Annotated in this window: 16 protein-coding genes and 1 riboswitch; of the genes, 8 read left to right on the forward strand and 8 right to left on the reverse strand. The window is 60.9% G+C overall.

Features of this window, described 5'->3' with window-relative positions; translation table 11 throughout:
- Window positions 1-114 precede the first annotated feature (114 nt).
- From BUA94_RS05255 to BUA94_RS05265, 3 genes are all read left to right on the forward strand, one after another.
- Entirely contained in the window at window positions 115-714 is a 600-nt protein-coding gene (locus BUA94_RS05255; RefSeq protein WP_073009686.1) for a superoxide dismutase, read from the forward strand.
- 607 nt (window positions 715-1,321) lie between these two features.
- Window positions 1,322-1,768: a c-type cytochrome gene (locus BUA94_RS05260; RefSeq protein ID WP_073009689.1), complete on the forward strand. Its 447-nt coding sequence runs from the start codon at window positions 1,322-1,324 to the stop codon at window positions 1,766-1,768.
- Between the two features lie 161 nt (window positions 1,769-1,929).
- Window positions 1,930-2,853 (forward strand): c-type cytochrome, encoded by a 924-nt coding sequence (locus tag BUA94_RS05265; RefSeq protein ID WP_073009692.1) that lies wholly within the window; start codon window positions 1,930-1,932, stop codon window positions 2,851-2,853.
- A gap of 74 nt (window positions 2,854-2,927) precedes the next feature.
- Here BUA94_RS05265 and BUA94_RS05270 read toward each other — a convergent pair whose 3' ends face one another.
- The 4 genes from BUA94_RS05270 to BUA94_RS05285 all read right to left on the reverse strand — a co-directional run bounded on the left by BUA94_RS05270 (window position 2,928) and on the right by BUA94_RS05285 (window position 7,889).
- Window positions 2,928-3,269: a hypothetical protein gene (locus BUA94_RS05270; RefSeq protein ID WP_073009695.1), complete on the reverse strand. Its 342-nt coding sequence runs from the start codon at window positions 3,267-3,269 to the stop codon at window positions 2,928-2,930.
- A gap of 309 nt (window positions 3,270-3,578) precedes the next feature.
- A complete protein-coding gene (locus BUA94_RS05275) occupies window positions 3,579-5,663 on the reverse strand; it encodes a S9 family peptidase (RefSeq protein ID WP_073010967.1) in 2,085 nt (694 codons plus the stop codon).
- A gap of 82 nt (window positions 5,664-5,745) precedes the next feature.
- Window positions 5,746-6,432 carry an acid phosphatase AphA gene (gene aphA / locus BUA94_RS05280; RefSeq protein WP_073010970.1) on the reverse strand — a complete coding sequence of 229 codons (687 nt, stop codon included), beginning with the start codon at window positions 6,430-6,432 and terminating at the stop codon, window positions 5,746-5,748.
- Window positions 6,433-6,647: 215 nt separating this feature from the next.
- Complete coding sequence (locus tag BUA94_RS05285) at window positions 6,648-7,889, reverse strand: MFS transporter (RefSeq protein ID WP_073010973.1); 1,242 nt, start codon at window positions 7,887-7,889, stop codon at window positions 6,648-6,650.
- 605 nt (window positions 7,890-8,494) lie between these two features.
- Here BUA94_RS05285 and BUA94_RS05290 point away from each other — a divergent pair.
- The 4 genes from BUA94_RS05290 (at window position 8,495) to BUA94_RS05305 (ending at window position 14,261) form a co-directional block, all read left to right on the forward strand.
- The gene (locus BUA94_RS05290) at window positions 8,495-10,639 is read left to right on the forward strand and encodes a methyl-accepting chemotaxis protein (RefSeq protein WP_073009698.1); all 2,145 of its coding nucleotides are present in this window, start codon (window positions 8,495-8,497) and stop codon (window positions 10,637-10,639) included.
- A gap of 102 nt (window positions 10,640-10,741) precedes the next feature.
- Window positions 10,742-10,954, forward strand: a riboswitch (cobalamin riboswitch).
- A gap of 424 nt (window positions 10,955-11,378) precedes the next feature.
- On the forward strand, window positions 11,379-12,158 hold the full coding sequence (locus BUA94_RS05295; RefSeq protein WP_073009701.1) for an ABC transporter ATP-binding protein: 780 nt from the start codon (window positions 11,379-11,381) through the stop codon (window positions 12,156-12,158).
- 15 nt (window positions 12,159-12,173) lie between these two features.
- Complete coding sequence (locus tag BUA94_RS05300; protein ID WP_073009705.1) at window positions 12,174-13,109, forward strand: ABC transporter substrate-binding protein; 936 nt, start codon at window positions 12,174-12,176, stop codon at window positions 13,107-13,109.
- Window positions 13,110-13,112: 3 nt separating this feature from the next.
- Entirely contained in the window at window positions 13,113-14,261 is a 1,149-nt protein-coding gene (locus BUA94_RS05305) for a FecCD family ABC transporter permease (RefSeq protein ID WP_235860446.1), read from the forward strand.
- Window positions 14,262-14,345: 84 nt separating this feature from the next.
- Here BUA94_RS05305 and BUA94_RS05310 read toward each other — a convergent pair whose 3' ends face one another.
- Window positions 14,346-15,197 carry an SDR family oxidoreductase gene (locus BUA94_RS05310; protein WP_073009708.1) on the reverse strand — a complete coding sequence of 284 codons (852 nt, stop codon included), beginning with the start codon at window positions 15,195-15,197 and terminating at the stop codon, window positions 14,346-14,348.
- A 108-nt stretch (window positions 15,198-15,305) separates the two neighbouring features.
- On the opposite strand from BUA94_RS05310, the gene BUA94_RS05315 reads away from it, so the two are divergent.
- Complete coding sequence (locus tag BUA94_RS05315; RefSeq protein ID WP_084081709.1) at window positions 15,306-15,761, forward strand: winged helix-turn-helix transcriptional regulator; 456 nt, start codon at window positions 15,306-15,308, stop codon at window positions 15,759-15,761.
- A 449-nt stretch (window positions 15,762-16,210) separates the two neighbouring features.
- On the opposite strand, the gene BUA94_RS05320 is transcribed toward BUA94_RS05315, so the two are convergent.
- The 3 genes from BUA94_RS05320 to BUA94_RS05330 are packed head-to-tail and all read right to left on the reverse strand — an operon-like array spanning window position 16,211 to window position 18,467.
- The gene (locus tag BUA94_RS05320; protein WP_073009711.1) at window positions 16,211-17,557 is read right to left on the reverse strand and encodes a sensor histidine kinase; all 1,347 of its coding nucleotides are present in this window, start codon (window positions 17,555-17,557) and stop codon (window positions 16,211-16,213) included.
- Window positions 17,554-18,219: a response regulator transcription factor gene (locus tag BUA94_RS05325; protein WP_073009714.1), complete on the reverse strand. Its 666-nt coding sequence runs from the start codon at window positions 18,217-18,219 to the stop codon at window positions 17,554-17,556. The genes BUA94_RS05320 and BUA94_RS05325 overlap by 4 nt, the downstream gene beginning before the upstream one ends.
- Window positions 18,219-18,467 (reverse strand): PepSY domain-containing protein, encoded by a 249-nt coding sequence (locus tag BUA94_RS05330; protein WP_175558000.1) that lies wholly within the window; start codon window positions 18,465-18,467, stop codon window positions 18,219-18,221. The genes BUA94_RS05325 and BUA94_RS05330 overlap by 1 nt, the downstream gene beginning before the upstream one ends.
- Between the last annotated feature and the right edge of the window lie 108 nt (window positions 18,468-18,575).

An 18,575-nucleotide genomic window follows, 5' to 3' on the forward strand; every position in this document is an offset into this window, starting at 1 on the left:
GGCGGCTCGGTAGAAACCCGGATGGACGGGGGCGGGCTGGCGCAGGTCCAGAAGACTTTGGAGGCCGGGCCCAGGGGCGCGGTCTCAGAGCCACGGAATCATAAGGAGAGTACAATGTCCTTCGAACTTCCCGCACTGCCATATGCCTATGACGCTCTCGGCCCGTACATGTCGGCTGAGACCCTCGAGTTCCACCACGACAAGCACCATCAGGCTTATGTCACCAACGGCAACAACCTGCTGAAGGACAGCGGTCTGGAAGGCAAGTCGCTGGAAGAGATCGTCAAGGAAAGCTTCGGCAAGAACGCCGGCCTCTTCAACAACGCTGCCCAGCATTACAACCACGTTCACTTCTGGAAGTGGATGAAGAAGGACGGTGGCGGCAAGTCCCTGCCGGGCGTTCTCGCTTCCAAGTTCGACAGCGATCTGGGCGGCTACGACAAGTTCCGCGCCGACTTCCTGGCTGCTGGCGCTGGTCAGTTCGGCTCGGGCTGGGCCTGGGTTGCTGTTAAGAACGGCAAGCTTGAAATCATGAAGACCCCGAACGGCGAAAACCCGCTGGTCCATGGCGCAACCCCGATTCTGGGCTGCGACGTGTGGGAGCACTCCTACTACATCGACTATCGCAACGCCCGTCCGAAGTACCTCGAGGCCTTCGTCGACAACCTGATCAACTGGGACTACGTCCTGGAGCTTTACGAAGCCGCCGTCTGAGACACGCGCTTCTGAGCGATCATGGAAAGGCGGTCCCAGCGGATCGCCTTTTTTGTTTGATGACAAAGCATCCAAGTTTGTTGGTCATCCCGGTTTGGTGCGAGAGCACCAAGACCGGGATCCAGTATCTCGTAGAGTTGGCTCTTGAAAAAGCCATTTACCTCAGGTGGTTACTGGATCCCTGCCTCCGCAGGGATGACATCCAATTTTTCGCGGTCTGACCCCTGCAAGGGCGGGTTGGGACTTTGTCTGCTGTCTGTAAAGGCGGTCCCAACGGGCCGCCTTTTTACTTTCCGGTTTTCCCCTCACCCCGGCCCTCTCCCCAGAGGGGCGAGGGGGGGGAAACGGAAAGGTTTGAAGAAATATGATCCTGATTGGCAGTCCTGAGCTTCTCCTCCCCATCACCTCTCCCAAGCCTGGGAGAGGTCGGCGCGCAGCGCCGGGTGAGGGTTGATTGTTTCCCTTTGGTTGACGATCCGTCAAACGAAGCCTGACCGTTCACGGTTGAAACAACAACACTTCACAGCCCCGTGATTTTTCTTAGTCACTCTAATCATGCTGTATGACAAAAGCCGGAGACGTGATCCGGGCACATGAGGAGAGGACTATGAAGAAATTTGTCGCGGCGGCGCTTTGCGTCTGCCTGACGGCGAGCGCCGCGTTTGCTGCGGGCGATGCCATTACCACGCGCAAGACCATCATGGATTCGGTTGCCGCGGCCGCTGGCCTCGGCGGCGGCATGATGAAGGGCGAAATCGCCTATACGCCGGCAGCCGGCAAGGCCGCCATCATGTCCATGGCCGCTGCGTCCCATTCCTTCGGTGCATTCTTCCCGGAAGGCTCTGAGGCCGGTGACACCACCGCAGCCCCGGCCATCTGGTCCGACGCTGCAGGTTTTGAAGCTGCTCTCGCCAAGTTTGCTGCAGCCAGCGATGCAGCTGTTCAGGCCTCCGGCAAGGATGGCCCGGCGGATGTGGATGCCTTCAAGGCAGCATTTGGCCCGATCATGGCAAACTGCAAGTCCTGCCACGAGACGTTCCGCGTCAAGAAGTAAGGTGGTCCGGCCCTGCCGGATCCTGTTTCTCCGGACCGGTGGATCATCGCTCGTCAGGCGGTGGTCCCGGTCCGGTTTGCTGCCGTTGCGCTGATCCTTCCACGCGCTGACATGCGCCGCGCTCTGGCCGTTTCCTGTTTCCCGATTGTGTTGAGGGCAAAATGCTGAAGAAGATCCTGGGCCTTGGTGTTGTTCTGGCGATCGCCGGTGCAGGGACGGGCTGGGTTCTCAGTGCCTCGACACCCTTGCCCGCCGAGGTTCTGAGCAGCCTGCCGGAAGGCGATGCGGCGCGCGGTGAAGCCATGTTCTGGGCAGGCGGCTGCACCTCCTGCCACTCGGCGCCGGGAGCCGAAGGCGAGGACAAGCTGAAGCTTGGCGGTGGCCTGAAGCTGGTCTCCCCCTTCGGGACTTTCGTCGCCCCCAACATTTCCAGCGATGCACAGGATGGAATTGGCGGCTGGAGCGCGGCATCCTTTGCCAATGCGATGATGACCGGCACCGGTCCGCATGGCGAGAACCTCTATCCGGCCTTTCCCTTCACATCCTATTCCCGCATGGACATTCAGGATGTCACCGATCTCTTTGCCTTCATGAAGACCCTGCCGGCCGTTGCCGGCAAGGCACCGGATCATGAACTGGGCTTTCCCTTCAACATCCGCCGTGGCCTCGGGCTCTGGAAGCTGGTGAACATGTCCTCCGGTCCCGTGGTCAAGGAACCGGCCGCAGGGGCCGATGTGGACATGGATGTGTGGAACCGTGGGCGATATCTGGTCGAAGGGCCGGGCCATTGCGGCGAATGTCATACGCCGCGCAATCCGATTGGCGGGCTGGACTATTCTGCCTGGCTGAGCGGAGCCGATGCGCCGACCGGCGAGGGCAAGATCCCCGGCCTTGATCCGGCGTCCGAACTGGGCAGCTGGAGCGTTCCCGATATCGCCTATTATCTGGAAAGTGGGTTCACGCCCGAATACGACAGCGTTGGCGGAGAAATGGTGGAAGTGCAGGCCAATATGGCCAAGCTTCCCGCCAGCGACCGCGAAGCGATCGCGGTCTATCTGAAGGCTTTGCCCGCAGCGGCCAAGTGAGACCCGGGCAGTCTGTTCCGCCCTTCAGGCAGCGGCTCCGGCTTTTTAAAGAGAGCCGCTGTCCGTCCTGTCGATTAGAGAGGCTGGCAGCGGTTGTAGATTGCCAGGTCGATATAGCCGGACATGTAGTTCAGGAAAGTCTGGCATTCCGCCTTGGTCTGAAAGCAGCCTTCGCGTGAGACGTTGAAGGTGCGGCTGAAGTCATAGGTCTTGCCGCCGATGATGCCCTTCCAGCCCGGCTGACCGGCCGGATAGGCCTTGCAGTCGTAGCGGGTGCCGGTGGTCTGGGGGATGTTGGTTTTGCTGTAGGTCGGTGCGAAGAACAGGTCTTCCAGCAGCCCGGCCTGAGCCGCAGGGGCGGAAACGGCAAATGTCAGGAAAGCGCCTGCCAGAACTGCGGTTGCGGATTTCATCATCAGGTCTTTCTCCGTTCGGCCTCACCCGGCCACGATTTCAGCGGCGTGCCCATAAAGGCTGCCTTCAGCGCAGGAACCATACAACCCTGCATCCGCATTTGATATATGCCTTCCCGCCGCCGTTTCCACGGTGAGGATTGAGGAATTCCCAGCTTTTGGCGGAAAGCATGGGTGAAAGCCTGCGGGAATGGCGAGCGTGGAAAGAGACCGGCATGGCTCCCATGGTCGAGCCATGCAGAATGAAAACGACTGAAGTTTGTTCCGTTTGTCAGACGGATAAGAGGGGGCAGGCCCCCTCCGCAGTCGTTCTTACGCCTTGCCGGTGACCATGAGGGCGAAGGCCTGGACCAGGGCGACTTCCTTCAGGCGGTCGAACCGGCCCGAGGCGCCGCCGTGGCCGGCTTCCATGTTGGTCTTCAGCATCAGCAGGCTGTCGCCGGTCTTGGTGGCGCGCAGCTTGGCAACCCACTTGGCGGGCTCCCAATAGGTCACGCGTGGATCGGTCAGGCCGCCCACGGCCATGATCGCCGGATAGGCCTTCGCCTCGACATTGTCGTATGGCGAATAGGAGGCGATGTAGTCATAGGCTTCCGGATCGGTGACCGGATTACCCCATTCCGGCCATTCCGGCGGGGTCAGCGGCAGGGTGTCGTCCAGCATGGTGGCCAGAACATCGACGAAAGGCACCTCGGCGATGATCCCGGCAAAGGCGTCCGGCGCCATGTTGGAAACCGCGCCCATCAGCATGCCGCCCGCAGAGCCGCCCTGGGCGACTATGCGGTCGTGAGCGGTGAATTTCTCCGCCACCAGATGGCGGGCTGCCGCGATGAAATCGGTGAAGGTGTTCTTCTTGTCCTTGCGGCGGCCGTTCTTGTACCAGCGGAAGCCCTTGTCCTTGCCGCCGCGGATATGGGCAATGGCATAGACGAAGCCCCGGTCCACCAGCGACAGGGCATTGGTGTTGAAGCTGGCGGGAATGGAAATGCCGTAGGAGCCATAGCCATAGAGCAGGCAGGGGGCGGAGCCGTCCAGCGGTGTGTCCTTGCGGTAGATCAGCGACACAGGCACGGTCTCGCCGTCGCCGGCAGGGGCCTGAAGGCGGCGGGTGACATAGAGCCCTGCATCATGTCCGGACGGGACTTCCTGCTCCTTGCGCAGGGTCCGCTCCCGAGTCTCCACGTCATAGTCATAGACCTGGGCAGGGGTGGTCATGGACGAATAGGTGAAGCGGATGGTTCGGGTGTCGAACTCGTAGCCATCGGACAGGCCCAGCGAATAGGCTTCCTCATCAAAGGCGATGGCGTGTTCGATGTTGTCTGCCAGGCGCCGGATGACAATGCGCGGCAGGCCGTTGTCCCGTTCCAGACGAGCCATGAAGCTCTTGTAGACCACATGAGACAGGATCAGGCGGCCCGGCGTGTGCGGCACCAGATCCGTCCAGTTGTCCCTGGACGGCGCAGATTTTGGCGCGGTGACGATCTTGAAGTCTTCCGCATCCCCGGCATTGGTGAGGATGTAATAGAGGCCGCCATTGTCCTCGATCGAATATTCGATGCCGGTCTCGCGCGGGGCGACCAGCTTCGGGGCGGCCAAGGGCTGATCGGCGGGAATGGTCCAGACTTCCGAGGTCTCGTGGTCATGGATATCGATCAGCAGCGTGTTGCCCGACTGGGTCCGGCCGATGCCCATGAAGAAGCCCGGATCCTTCTCCTCATAGACGAGGACGTCCGCTGCCGGATCGGTGCCGATCTCGTGGCGGAACAGTTTGGACGGGCGGTGGTTGGCGTCCAGACGCACATAGAAGAGATACTTGCCACAGGCGGAAAACACCCCGCCGCCGCCGGTGTCCTCGATGCGCGTGGCGCTGTCTTCTCCGGTCGCCAGATCGCGGATGCGGACGGTGTAATATTCCGAGCCCTTGTCGTCATAGCCCCAGGCCAGCAGCCTGTGGTCGTCCGAATGGCCCGCGCCGCCGAACTTGAAATAGGCCTTGCCGGCAGCTTCCTTGTCGCCGTCCAGCAGCACTTCCTCGCCCGAGCCGTCCCGTCTGGAGCGGGTGAATTTCGGATGCTGGCCGCCGGTGACATATTTCAGGCCGTAGAGATAGTCGCCGTCCGGTGACGGCACGGAGCTGTCGTCTTCCTTGATACGGCCGCGCATCTCGGCAAAGAGCGTCTCCTGCAGCGCGCCGGTCGGGGCCATAATGGCTTCCTGATAGGCGTTTTCCGCATCCAGATAGGCTGCGATGTCCGGGCTGAGGGCCTCGCGCCCGTCGCGCATGACCTCCTGCCAGTTCTCGGCCCTCAGCCAGGCGTAATCGTCCTGACGGGTCTTGCCATGGGTTTCAAGGAGGAGTGGACGCGCCTCGGCGCTGGGGGGAGTGAGCTTTGTCATCATACACCCCGAGTTAGGGTTTTTTCGACGGTGCGGCAAGGGGCAAGCAGGCGGCTTTCGCCGCCTGCCTGTATTCCGCAAATCAGTAATCGGAATCGATGATCACTTCTTCACCGAAAGAGCCGTTCTTCGGCATCGGCTTGTAGGTGGAGTTGGAGGCGCGCATGACGCGGATCGGGCGGGCGCCGATCTCCAGGGCCTGCCGCATGTCGCCGTCTGCATCACCGTAATAGACCTTGATTGCGTGTTCCTTCATGAAGGCGGTCTTGCTTTCGCTGCCTGCGGTGAACACAACCGGATTGATCTTCTCCAGACCAAAGGCCGTCTGGATGGTCTCGGTCAGCTTTTCACCTTCGCTGGCGGTGCGCCCGGTGATGAAGAAGATGGTGTCGCCCCGGTCCGTGTGCATCTTGATCAGCTTGGCTGCGACTTCCTTCGGAATGGAGTAGGGGCCGCAATTGGCGTTGATGTCGGTCCAGAAATCGATGTTCTTCAGATAGTCGAACTTGCCCGGGGAGTACTTGTTCTGGCCGTAGTAGAAGCAGGGGCTGGAGAAGAGAACCGTGTCGTCCACGTCAAAGCCGATGGTCATCGGCGGCTGACCTTCAAAGCTCTTGGCGACCTGCTCCACACTGACCCAGTGAATGGGCGCCTGATGAGACAGTTCGCTGGTGGTCGCACCCGGATTGAGCGGATCCACATCGGCCGCGAATGCCATATGGGCAGGAGCCAGAAGCAGGCTGATCGCGAGAGATGTGTTGCGGAGCATTTTGCAGGTCATCTTCATCGGAATGTCTCGATTTTTTCGAACCAGCCACCTTCGGTATTCGTTCTGAAAGGGAGAAATCAGGGGCAGGTCCTGAGTGGGAGGAAGCGTCAATAAGATTTGACGGCTAATTATTTGCAGAATTTTTCAAGAGGTGAAAGGATTTTTGTCCCGTCCTGCGCGCAGAGGTTCCGCATACTCCCGGATGGGCTCGACCCCTAAGCAAACACCTCTTTGCGCTGCTTCCCCCGCAGCAGCACAAACACGATGATGGCGATGTTCATCAGGTTCCAGGCAATCCCATTGAGGAATGCGGCCTGATAGGAACCGGTGAGGTCGTAGATCCATCCGGACAGCCAGCCGCCGAGCGCCATGCCCAGGATGGTTGCGGCAATGACGAGGCCGATGCGCTGGCCTGCCTCATGGGCGGGCAGATATTCGCGCACCACGATGGCATAGCTCGGCACAATGCCGCCCTGTGACAGGCCGAAGACCAGCGAGACGAGATAGAGCGAAGCCAGCCCATCGAAGGGCAGGTAAAGGAACAGGGCAGCGCATTGGGCAAGTGAGCCCAGAAGCAGGGTGCGCACGCCGCCGATGGCATCTGCCAGCACTCCGGAGAGAAGGCGGCTGACGACGCCGCCCGCCACCATTAGCGCCAGCATGTCCGCACCGCGGGCGACACCATATCCAAGGTCGACGCAATAGGCGACGATGTGAACCTGCGGCATGGACATGGCCACGCAGCAGCCAAGCCCCGCGAGAAACAGCAGCCACTGAAGCACGGTCGGCGACAGGACAGGCTTGCCGGGACCATTGCCTGAGCCATTCAGGGAGGCGGGGGCGTGAACAGCCCGTTCCGGCGGCGATTGGCGCAGCAGCAATGCCAGCGGCACCATGGCAACAAGAATGATCGCGGCAATCAGAAAATAGGTGGCCCGCCAATCGGTGCTGGCCAGCGACCATTTGATCAGGGTCGGCCACAGGATGCCTGCCAGATAATTGCCGCTGGCAGCAGCTGCGACGGCAATTCCGCGGCGTTTCTCGAACCAGTGGGAGAGGTCCGCCAGAAGCGGACCGAAGGTCGCGGCTGTTCCTGTGCCGATGAAGAGACCCTGCGCCAGCGAGAAGAGCAGGATATTGCTGGACAGCGCTGCCAGGGAGAAGCCGGCCGCCAACGCCAGCGCTGATCCGATAACCGGCAGCAGCACCCCGGCCCGGTCCACCAGCCGGCCGATCAGATAGTTTCCGAGGCCGAAGCCGATCATGGTCAGCGTATAGGGCAGGGAGGCGTCGCCCCGGTCGATGCCGAATTCGCTCTGCACCGCAGGCAGCACCACCACCACCGCCCACATGCCCGCGCCACCCAGCGTGCTGAGCAGAATGCAGACAGCAAGACGGAACCAGGCCCGAGGCCCGTCAACCTGGTTGGGGGCAGTGGGGTGAGCGGCAGAGGACAAGGAAGGGACTCCCGAAATGGACCGGGACACTAGGCAGCATTCCTGTGTCCAAGTCTACCAAGAAGACGTGTCTTGCTTGTGCGCACGGCTGGGCTGCGGGCGAGGCTGTGCATCCCGGTAGGTATCCCTTTGGTGGAGTTTCCGACGAGCCGGAACAACCATCCCTTTTTCCGGGTAGGTTTGCATTTTCTTCAGGTGATCAAGCAACTTGATATTGCGCGATTGGGGAGATGGTTCCGTGTGGTTTTATTTAAATAACTTCAGGTGGTCTTTGGTGGGGTAGTGTGTCTCTTGCGTTGAAACGAGGAGTGCGCGGCGGGTTTTTAGAAAAAGAAAATTCAAAAAATGCCAAAGGCGTTCTTTGGTAAATGATTAGAATAAATTCAATTATTGCGCGAATCTTCAATCGAAAACAACACGTAATAAGGGTAAAATTCGGGCAAATTACCTATGAAAGATGGCCTGTAGGGAAATGGTGGAGATTTGAAAACTCAAGCGTTTACATTTTTCATTTAGGGAGGCTGCCTTTGAGTAAATGGTGAAGTTAAGGCATTTTTAAATCCAGGAGCGCGATTACATCCTCAAATTGAGGAAGGGTTGAGAGAATGAAGTTCTCCGATATCAAGATCGCAGCGAAGATCCCCCTGTTGGTCTGTTCCGCAGCTCTGCTATCCATTATTTCTGTCACCACTCTTAGTATATATCAGTCCAGCGCTGACATGCGCGAGCTGAGCGGAGACCAGCTGACTTCTCTCACCGATAGCCGTGCCGTGGCCCTGAAGAGCTATCTCAGCGGCATTGTGGAAGATCTCAGAGTTACATCTGCGTCTTTGGATGTGAAGGACGCCGTGAAGGCGTTTTCCTCTGCCTATGCGGAACTTGGTCCGGATGCCGGCCGTGACCTGAAGCAGCAGTATATCTACGAGAGCCCCTTTCCCGAGGGCGAGAAGCTGAAGCTTGAACGTGCAAAGGCGGAAAGCGCCTATAACGATGTTCACGCCAAGTTTCATCCCTGGTTCCGGTCTCTGCTTGAGACCAAGGGCTACTATGATGTTTTCCTGCTCTCTGCCTCGGGAGACGTGGTCTACACTGTCTACAAGGAAGAGGACTTTGCGACCAATCTGAAGGATGGTCCCTGGAAGGCGACAGACCTTGGCCGTGTCTTCAGCGACGCTCAGACGGAGACCGAGGGACAGGTCGCCTTCTACGATTTCAAGGCCTATGCGCCGAGCAAGGGTGTGCCCGCGAGTTTCATTGCGACACCGGTCTTTGATGGTGGCAAGCTCATTGGTGTTCTTGCCTTCCAGATGCCTGTCGGCCGTATCAATGAGATCATGCAGTCCAACGTCGGCATGGGAGAAACTGGGGAAACCTATCTTGTCGGTGAAGACCGCTTGATGCGCAGCGATTCCCGTTTCTCCACCGAGAGCACCATCTTGTCTCGCAAAGTGGATACGGACGCCGTGAATGTGGCGTTCTCGGGTGGCAACACGCTTGTCGAGGGGCAGGATTACCGTGGGGTTGAGGTTCTCTCTGCTGTAAGCCTGCTTGAGTTCGAGGGCGTCAAATGGGCTGTCCTCGGCGAAAAGGACATGGCTGAAATCCTGGGGCCGGTCCACGCCTTGCGCAATACGATGATCCTGACCGGTGCTCTGATCCTCGCAATCGCGACCGCCCTTGGCTGGTTGGCGGCCCGTGGCATCTCGACGCCGCTGACGGCCATGTGCGGGGTCATGTCCCGTCTTGCCAATCAGGATCTGACCGTTCAGGTACAGGGAGGCGAGCGCAAGGACGAACTGGGTGACATGGCGCGTGCGCTTGGTGTCTTCAAAGAGAACATGAGTGAAGCCAATCGTTTGCGTCAGGAGCAGGAACAGGCAAAGGCTCGGGCTGAGATCGAGAAGCGGGCGATGATGAACAGCCTCGCGGACGACTTCAAGCAGGCGGTCGGCAGCATCATCGAAAGCGTCTCCTATTCGGCACGGGAGCTGAACCAGACCTCTACGACAATGGCGGGGGCTGCGGAAGAGACGACCCATCAAGCCTCGGCAGTGGCTGCCGCGGCTGAGCAGGCATCCGCCAATGTGCAGGCCGTTGCCTCTGCCACCGAAGAAATGTCCGCCTCCGTCGAGGAGATCAACCGGCAGGTCTCTGAATCTTCCGTCATCAGCCGCCAGGCAGTCGAGGAAGCCGATCAGGCCAATGTTGCGGTCAACAGTCTGTCCGAAGGCGCAGAAAGGATCGGCAACGTGGTTCAGATGATCCAGGAGATTGCGAACCAGACCAATCTGCTGGCTCTCAATGCGACCATTGAAGCGGCCCGTGCGGGAGAGGCAGGCAAAGGCTTTGCCGTCGTGGCCTCGGAAGTGAAGGCGCTGGCCAGCCAGACCGCCAAGGCAACCGATGAGATTGCGGCGCAGATTTCCGCCATGCAGTCATCTACCCAGGCGTCGGTTGGACGGATTGAAAACATCACCCAGACCATCATGCGGATGAACGAGATCTCGGGAATGGTTGCTGCTGCCATTGAGGAACAGGCATCCGCCAACAATGAGATCGCAAGAAATGTGCAGGAAGCAGCGCAAGGGACGACCGAAGTCTCTTCCAACATCACCGGCGTGAGTCAGGCAGCCGGTGAAACGGGCGCTGCCGCGTCTCAGGTTCAGTCCGCATCCGCAGAACTTGCCAGACAGGCCACCGAACTTGAAGTGAAGCTGAGCGAGTTTCTCGAAACGGTGCGCGCTGCCTGATCATCAACTCTTTCAATCTCGCTGGAGGCCGTCCCTCTTGGGGCGGCCTTTTGCATTTGGGAGGTCTTTACCGGCTGCGGTTGACACTCCTTCCTTTCAGCTTTAGCAACTGTGATTGATGGTTCCCGGGGCCAAGGCTTGGACCGGGATGAAAAGGGAACACGGTAAGGTGTAGCCAACAGGCGCCGAGTCCGTGACTGCCCCCGCAACTGTAGGCGGCGAGCAAACCTGAAGACGGCCACTGGAGCGATCCGGGAAGGCTCAGGGATGCAGCGACCCGCAAGTCAGGAGACCTGCCATCTGACTTTCACCCTCAACCCGGGCGGGGTGTCCCGGAGGAGCTGACAGAGATGGCATTTGATTTCCCCCACTTGAAGTCCGGTTTCCGGACGGTTTCCGCAGCTGGCCCGTCAGGCCCGTTTGCGGCTTCCTGTGCGCTTCTGCTCGCAGCCTAGTCTGTGCGCGCAAGTGTCCGGCTGGAGGCCTGGCCGGTCCTGAAACGGACTACGGCAGCTCTTCGTCAGTCTGGGCTCGTGCTCGCAGCCTGCAGCCGGTCTTCCGCCTTTTGATCTGAAGGCGGACAATACGGCTTGAGTTTTGTAACGTAATAACATAACAAATTTCTCACGGTCGACGGCCGTCAGAGACATCGGGGCAAGTGCCCCGGCCACAGGCCAATGGCTACAAACTGCAAGCCATTGGCGCTGGGAAGAAGAAAACAGGCAGGAGAGGGCGGCAAATGAGTGCTGCGAGGCTGAACATCGAAGAGGTAAGCTGGGGTCCCAGCCGGTCCTTGACCTTGCTGCATCCGGTCAGTCTTGCGCTGGAGCCGGGCGCCTGTCTCGGGGTTGTCGGGGCCAACGGCGCGGGCAAGTCCACCCTTTTGCGTCTGATCTACCGTTACTTGAAGCCGCGCACCGGCCGCATTCTTCTGGATGGGGACGATCTCTGGAAGATGAGCGCCCGTCAGACCGCCCGCAAGGTGGCGGCCGTGCTTCAGGAACAGCCGACGGATTTCGCCTTGAGCGTGCGCGAGATTGTTGCCCTTGGCCGCCGTCCGCATCTCTCCGGCCTTGCCTCGCCCTCGGGCCGGGATCAGGAGATTGTCGCCAAGGCCCTGTCCGACATGCAACTTCAGGGCATGTCCAGCCGCCGGTTCGGTACGCTTTCGGGCGGCGAGCGCCAGCGGGTCATGGTGGCCCGGGCTCTTGCCCAGGAGCCGACGCTGCTGGTTCTGGACGAGCCGACCAACCACCTCGACATCCGCCATCAGCTCGAAATCCTGGAGCTGGTGCGCACGCTGCCAGTGACCATCGTCACCAGCCTGCATGACCTCAACATGGCGGCGAGCCTGTGCGATCAGGTGCTGATCCTGTCTTCGGGCCGGGCGCTGGCCTATGGGCCGCCTGCGGAGGTTATCACGCCACATCACGTGGACGCCGCCTTCGGCGTTGTCTGCCACCGGGAAGAGCTGCAGCCCAGCGGCCGTCCGCATCTCACCTTTTCACTTCCTCTTTGAACCGGATCCGATCCCATGAAACGCCTTTTGACTGCCCTTGCCCTGCTGCTTTCCGTTTCGCCTGCTCTGGCTGAAACCACGGTGAAAAGCTGCAACCGGGATGTCACCTTCGATCATCCGCCCAAGGCTGCCGTCTCCAACGACGTGAACCTGACCGAGATGATGCTGGTGCTTGGGCTGCGCGACCGGATGGTTGGCTATACCGGCATTTCCGGCTGGAAGACCCTGGACGAGAAAATGCGCGAGGGCATCGCCGAGCTGCCGGAACTCTCGGAGAAATACCCGAGCAAGGAAGTGCTGATCGGCGCGGATGCGGACTTCTATTTCGCCGGCTGGAACTACGGCATGAAGGTGGGCGGGGAAGTGACGCCGGAGACCCTCGAGCCTTTCGGCATCAAGGTCTATGAGCTGACGGAATCTTGCATCCACATCGGTGGCAAGCCCAAGGTCACCATGGAGGACATGTATAATGACCTCCTGAACCTCGGCCGTATCTTTGATGTGGAGGACAAGGCAGAAGCGCTGGTGGCCGGATACCGCCAGGAACTGGAAGAGTTCCGAGCCACGCTGAAAACTACAAGCGAGCCGCTGAAGGTCTTTGTCTATGACAGCGGCGAGGAAAAACCTTTCACGGCTGGCCGCTATGCCATGCCGACCGCGCTCATCGAAGCGGCTGGCGGCGTGAATGTACTGGATGATTTTGAAAAGAGCTGGGCCACCATCGATTGGGAAACCGTCGTCGAAAAGAACCCGGACGTGGTCGTCATCGTCAACTACGGCAATGTCACCGCCGAACAGAAGCGTAACTTCATGCGCAGCAACCCGGCTCTGGCGAAGATCAACGCGGTGAAGAACAACCGTTTCGTCACGCTGGACTATGTCCAGGCGACGCCCGGCCCGCGCAACATCGAAGCGGTCAAGACCCTCGCTTCCGCCTTCTGGGGGCAGTGACCCATGCTGGACCGGACGGCAGGACAGGCACTTGAGCGCGAAGAGCGGGACGCACCTGACGGGATGAAAGCCCCGTTTGGCCTGCCGGTTGCGCAGCCGAAGGACACTCCGGCGCAAACGGTACGCGCCTCTGCCGGGCAGGGGCGCTTCCGGCTTGTCGTGCTTGGGGGGCTCCTTCTTCTGGTCCTGTCTTTCCTGGTTGCTGTCGGCACCGGCTCAGTTCCGGTGCCGGTCGGTCATGTGGCCAGCATTCTGGCCAACAAGCTTTTGCCGGGAACGGTGGAGCCGGTCTGGTCTGCCGGGCGGGAGGCCATCGTCTGGGATATCCGCATTCCAAGAGCGATCCTGGCCGCCTGTGTCGGTGCCGGTCTTGCGGCCGTCGGTGCGGCACTTCAGGCGGTGACCCGCAATCCTCTGGCTGATCCGCATCTTCTGGGCATTTCCGCAGGCGGGGCTTGCGGGGCGATCACGGCGCTGTTGCACACCGGTCTTTTCCTGGGGCTGCTGACAGTGCCGGTCATGGCCTTTGCCGGAGCGCTGGTTGCAACCGTCATGGTGCTGGCGGTGACGCGGCTGACCGGGGCCACCAGCGCGGACAAGCTGGTTCTGGCCGGGGTGGCCGTCTCCTTCATTCTCATGTCCTTTGGCAACATGCTGATCTTCATGGGCGATCCGCGGGCGACCCATACGGTGATCTTCTGGATGCTGGGCGGTCTGGGGCTGGCCCAATGGAGCCACCTGATCTTCCCGGCGGGCGTGCTGGCACTGACGATCCCCTATCTCATCGCGAGGGCGGAAGACCTCAACGCCATGACTATCGGCGACGAAACAGCCGCGACCCTTGGAATTGCCGTGACGCGGTTCCGGCTGACGATCTTTGTCGTCTGCTCGCTGATCACCGGGGTCATGGTTTCCTTTTCGGGCATCATCGGCTTTGTCGGCCTGATGGTGCCGCATATCGTCCGGCGGATTGTGGGAGGGAGCTACCGCCGTGTGCTTCCCGCCTCGCTGTTGGCCGGTGCCCTGATCATGATCTGGGCCGATCTGGCCGCCCGGTCGCTGCTGGCACCGGAAGACATTCCGGTCGGCATCGTCACCGGTTTTCTGGGCGGCGTTTTCTTCCTCGGCATCCTGCGGCGCAAGAGCGGCTGAGGCAAAAACACATGCAGGCCCCGGGGGCGGGGCCTGCACGCTCGCTTCACCGGCTTGTCGCGTGACTTGCCGGGAAAGACAGGATCAACGGGCCAGGAAGCTCCGGACGTATTCCTTGTAGGACAGGCTCTTGCGGCCGGTCAGCTGTTCCAGATCGTCAGACGTCTCGTAGAGCGATCCCTTGGCAGCATTGGCGTCGCTGTCGGCCAGAACGCCGGCAAAGGCTTCCGGCAGGCCGACCTGGGTCAGAAGCTTGGCGTAATCGGCTTCCGGCATGTCGTGATAGGGGATCTCCTTGCCGGAGGCTTCAGACAGGCTTGCCGCCAGTTCGCTCAAGGTGAAGGCCGGGCTGCCCGCCAGTTCATAGGTCCGGCTGGAAGTGTCCGCGCCAAGAAGAACCGCAGCGGCGGCTTCCGCGTAGTCCTTGCGGGAGGCGGCTGCGATCTTGCCTTCTCCAGCGGCACCGGCAATGGCGCCATGCTCCAGGCCGGAGGCCAGGGCAGCATCGAAATTCTCCAGATACCAGCCGTTGCGCAGCAGCACATAGGAAATGCCCGAGGCCGCAAGCGCTTCTTCAGTTGCCTTGTGCTCCGGTGCCAGCGCCATCTTGGACGTGTCCGCATGCAGCAGGCTGGTGTAGGCGATCAGCTTCACACCGGCGGCCTTGGCAGCGTCTATGACGGCCAGATGCTGGGTGGTGCGCTGGCCGATTTCATTGCTGGAAATCAGCAGCAGACGCTCGACGCCTGCAAGGGCTTTGGCGAGCGTGTCCGGCTTGGTGTAGTCGGCTTCGGCCAGCGAAACCGTGCTGCTGGCAAGGTCCTGCGCCTTTTCCGGGCTGCGCACGAGGGCGCGGACAGAGGTTGCGCCCTTGGCGGTCAGGGCTTCAAGAACAAGGCGGCCCAGTTGGCCATTCGCACCGGTCACTGCAATCATTGTCGATCTCCTAATGTGGGGTCCGTCGATGCAGTGAGATATGTCTTGCAAACTTTCTTTTGGTAAGTACATACAAAAAGGTAAGTTTGAAAAAAGTTGGAGAGCGTCATGAGTGCACAGTCGCAAAGCCGCGCAAATACTGAGGTTTCTGCCGTTCCGGAACGAGATCTCACGCTCGAAGGAATTTTGAAGCGTGGCGAAGTGCTGAACGAGCGCTGCCCCTCCCGGGAAATTCTCAGCCATCTGATGAGCCGCTGGGGCGTGCTGGTGCTGATCGCGCTGCTGGAGCACACGCACCGGTTTTCCGAGCTTCGGCGCAAGGTCGGCGGTGTCAGCGAGAAGATGCTGGCTCAGACCCTGCAGACGCTGGAGGCGGACGGGTTCGTCCTGCGCCAGTCCTTCCCGGTCGTTCCGCCCCACGTGGAATATTCCCTGACCCCACTTGGAGAAGAAGCCGCCCTGAAGGTTCGCGACCTCGTCATCTGGATCGAGGACAACATCGGGCGCATCCTGGAGACCCGCGAGAGCATCGCTGCAGCCGGAATGACGGCTGAACGGGGCTGATTTGCCCTCACCCTAACCCTCTCCCTGAACGGAGAGGGAACCTGCTGCGGCAAGGTGTGATCTCTTGTTTTGCCATTTGAATTGCTTTGGGGGATGGCCAAACGCTCGGCAGATATCATTCTCCCCCTTGCGGGCAACGGAACGCTGGAAGCCGGTCTCCGTTGATAAATGAAGTTTCTGCAAGTGGCCCATCCTTCGAGACGCCTGGCGGTTGCCAGGCTCCTCAGGATGAGGGGAATATTCGCGACAGATCATTTTCCTACGCGTTTTCAGTACGATAACCTCATCCTGAGGAGCAGCAAGGCTGCGTCTCGAAGGATGGGCTGCACGCTCGAAAAGCGTCATGGCTATCCCGCATAGGGGACCTTGGTGTCATATGCGATAGCCTTCCCGCAAGGGGCGAGAATGCCAGCCTTGCGGATGAGGGCAGGGCGTTGCCTCTCCATCGGTCACCCCCGCAGCAAGGTCACCTTCACACAAGTTCCGCCTGCGCTGGAGGTGATCTCCAGCGATCCAGCCCAGGCGTTCAGAATGTCCTGAACGATGGCAAGGCCGAGGCCGGTGCCGCCGGGGGTCTCATCCAGACGGGTGCCGCGTTTCAGGATCTGGCCGAGTTTTTCCGCCTCGATGCCCGGACCGTCATCCCGGATCATTAGGCTGATGGTGTCACCGGAGCCCTCTGCCGACACCGTGATCCGGCTGCAGGCATGGCGGGAGCCATTTTCGATGAGATTGCCGAGGATCTCGGACAGATCATCCGGGTCGATGGCCGCTTGCAAAGCGTCCGGCAGGCCAATGTTCCAGGTGAGGGCCTGTCCCTGCGGAGTGCGCTGAACCACGCTGGAAACCTGTGCCACGGCTGCAGCCACATTCGCCCGCGCATTGCTGCTTGCCGCGGCCATGCGGGCGCGGGCCAGCTCCCGGTCCACATGACGGCGCATGCCGTCGGCGAGGGACTCAATGTCGCCAGCGATGGCATCCTGTCCAAGGCTCCGCAGCCGCGCCACATCGCCAGCCAGCACCTGCAAGGGGGTCTTGAGGCCGTGGGCAAGGTCGGCGGCGCGCGCCCGTGCCTTGCCGATCTGGTCTTCGCGGGCTGCCAGAAGCGCATCGACCTCGCTGGCGATTGGCTGGATTTCGGCCGGAAAATCATCGCCGAGCCGCTCTGACGGGCTGGCGTGAATGGCCTGAAGCCCGGAGCGTATCCGGCGCAGCGGGCTGAGACCGACGGTCACCTGCACATAGGCAGCTCCCGTCAGGAACAGGGTCAGAAGTGTCAGATAGGGCAGAAGGCCGATGGCAAAGTCCCGTGAGGCGGCCTGAACATCGGCAAGGCTGACGGCCGCCGCGATCTCGGCCTTTTCGCTGCCCATGCTGCGGGGCAGGGTGATGCCCCGCTCCAGAATGAGAAGGTCTTCTCCGGAAGGGCCCTTGCCCGAATGCCGGTGGATGGCACCATCCGCCAGACTATCGTCCGGCATCGGCAAGACACCGTCCCAGAGCGAGCGGGAGCGCAGGGTCTTGCCGCCAGCCTCCACCTGCCAGTAGCGGCCCGAAAGCGGCGTGTCGAAACGAGGGTCGCCGGGCGGGCGGGGCAGGGACAGGGTCGCTGTTGCCGGGTTCCATTCCAGGTTGCCCGCGAGCTGGTCCAGAAGAATGGCCAGTTCCGCCTCCTCGCGCTGCTCCACATGGCGGGAGAAGAGCAGGGTCAGGCCCGCTCCCGACAGGGCGAGGGCAAGCACAGTGGAAACAGCGCCCGCCAGAAGCAGGCGCAGGCGGAGCGAGCGGCCCTTCATCCGGCGGCGCCGGACATCTGATAGCCGAAGCCGCGCCGGGTCTCGATCGTGTCCGGACCAAGCTTTTTCCTGAGGCGGGTCAGCACGGCCTCCAGTGCATTTGGGTCGCGGGCATCGTCGTCGCCGTAAAGATGCTCCAGCAGCTCGACCGGCGGCACGGTCCTGTCCTTGTGATGCATCAGATAGGAGGTCAGGCGGTATTCCAGGGGTGTCAGGCTGATCGGCACGCCGTTACGGGTCAGGCGCATCTGGCGCACATCAAGGCTCAGCGGGCCAATCTCGATCATCGGGCTGGCAAGACCGGCCGACCTGCGGATCAGGGCACGGGCGCGGGCCGTCAGCTCCTCCATCCGGAAGGGCTTGGGCAGATAGTCGTCGGCACCTGCATCAATACCCTCGACCCGTTCCGGCCAGGAGCCTCTCGCCGTCAGGATCAGCACGGGCATCAGGCGTCCGGCTGCCCGCCAGCGCTTGAGCACGGACAGGCCATCGAGCTGCGGCAGGCCGAGGTCCAGCACGATCAGGTCATAGTCTTCCGTGTCGCCCAAAAACCAGGTGTCTTCCCCGTCTTCCGAGGTCTCCACCATATAGCCGGCGGCCCGGAGCGTGGTGGCAACGTCTTCGCGGATGCGCGGTTCATCCTCGGCAACAAGCACCCGCATCAGTCATCCTCCTCGGACAGGATTTCGCCGCTGGTGGCATCCACATGCAGTTCGCGCAGGCGGCCGTTGGGCGAAATGACCTTGAACTCGTAGATGTAGCGGCCGTCATCTTCCTCGAATTCCGTGCCGATGATCCGGCCGGGAAGGGAAGGGCGAACCTTGGCCAGAATTTCCGCCAGGGGCCGGACCTGTTCCGTCTCGACTGCCCGGCGGGCGCGCTCGTGGTCGTCATCATCGGCCTTCGCCATCTGCATTCCCTGTCCCAGCATCGCGACGGCGAGCAGAAGACACGCAGAAAGCGTCTTCCGGCGGGGCCGGACTGAAACTGGGGCAAGGAGGGCGGGCGAAAAAATCAT

The sequence above is a fragment of the Roseibium suaedae genome (assembly GCF_900142725.1).
GTDB lineage: Bacteria > Pseudomonadota > Alphaproteobacteria > Rhizobiales > Stappiaceae > Roseibium > Roseibium suaedae.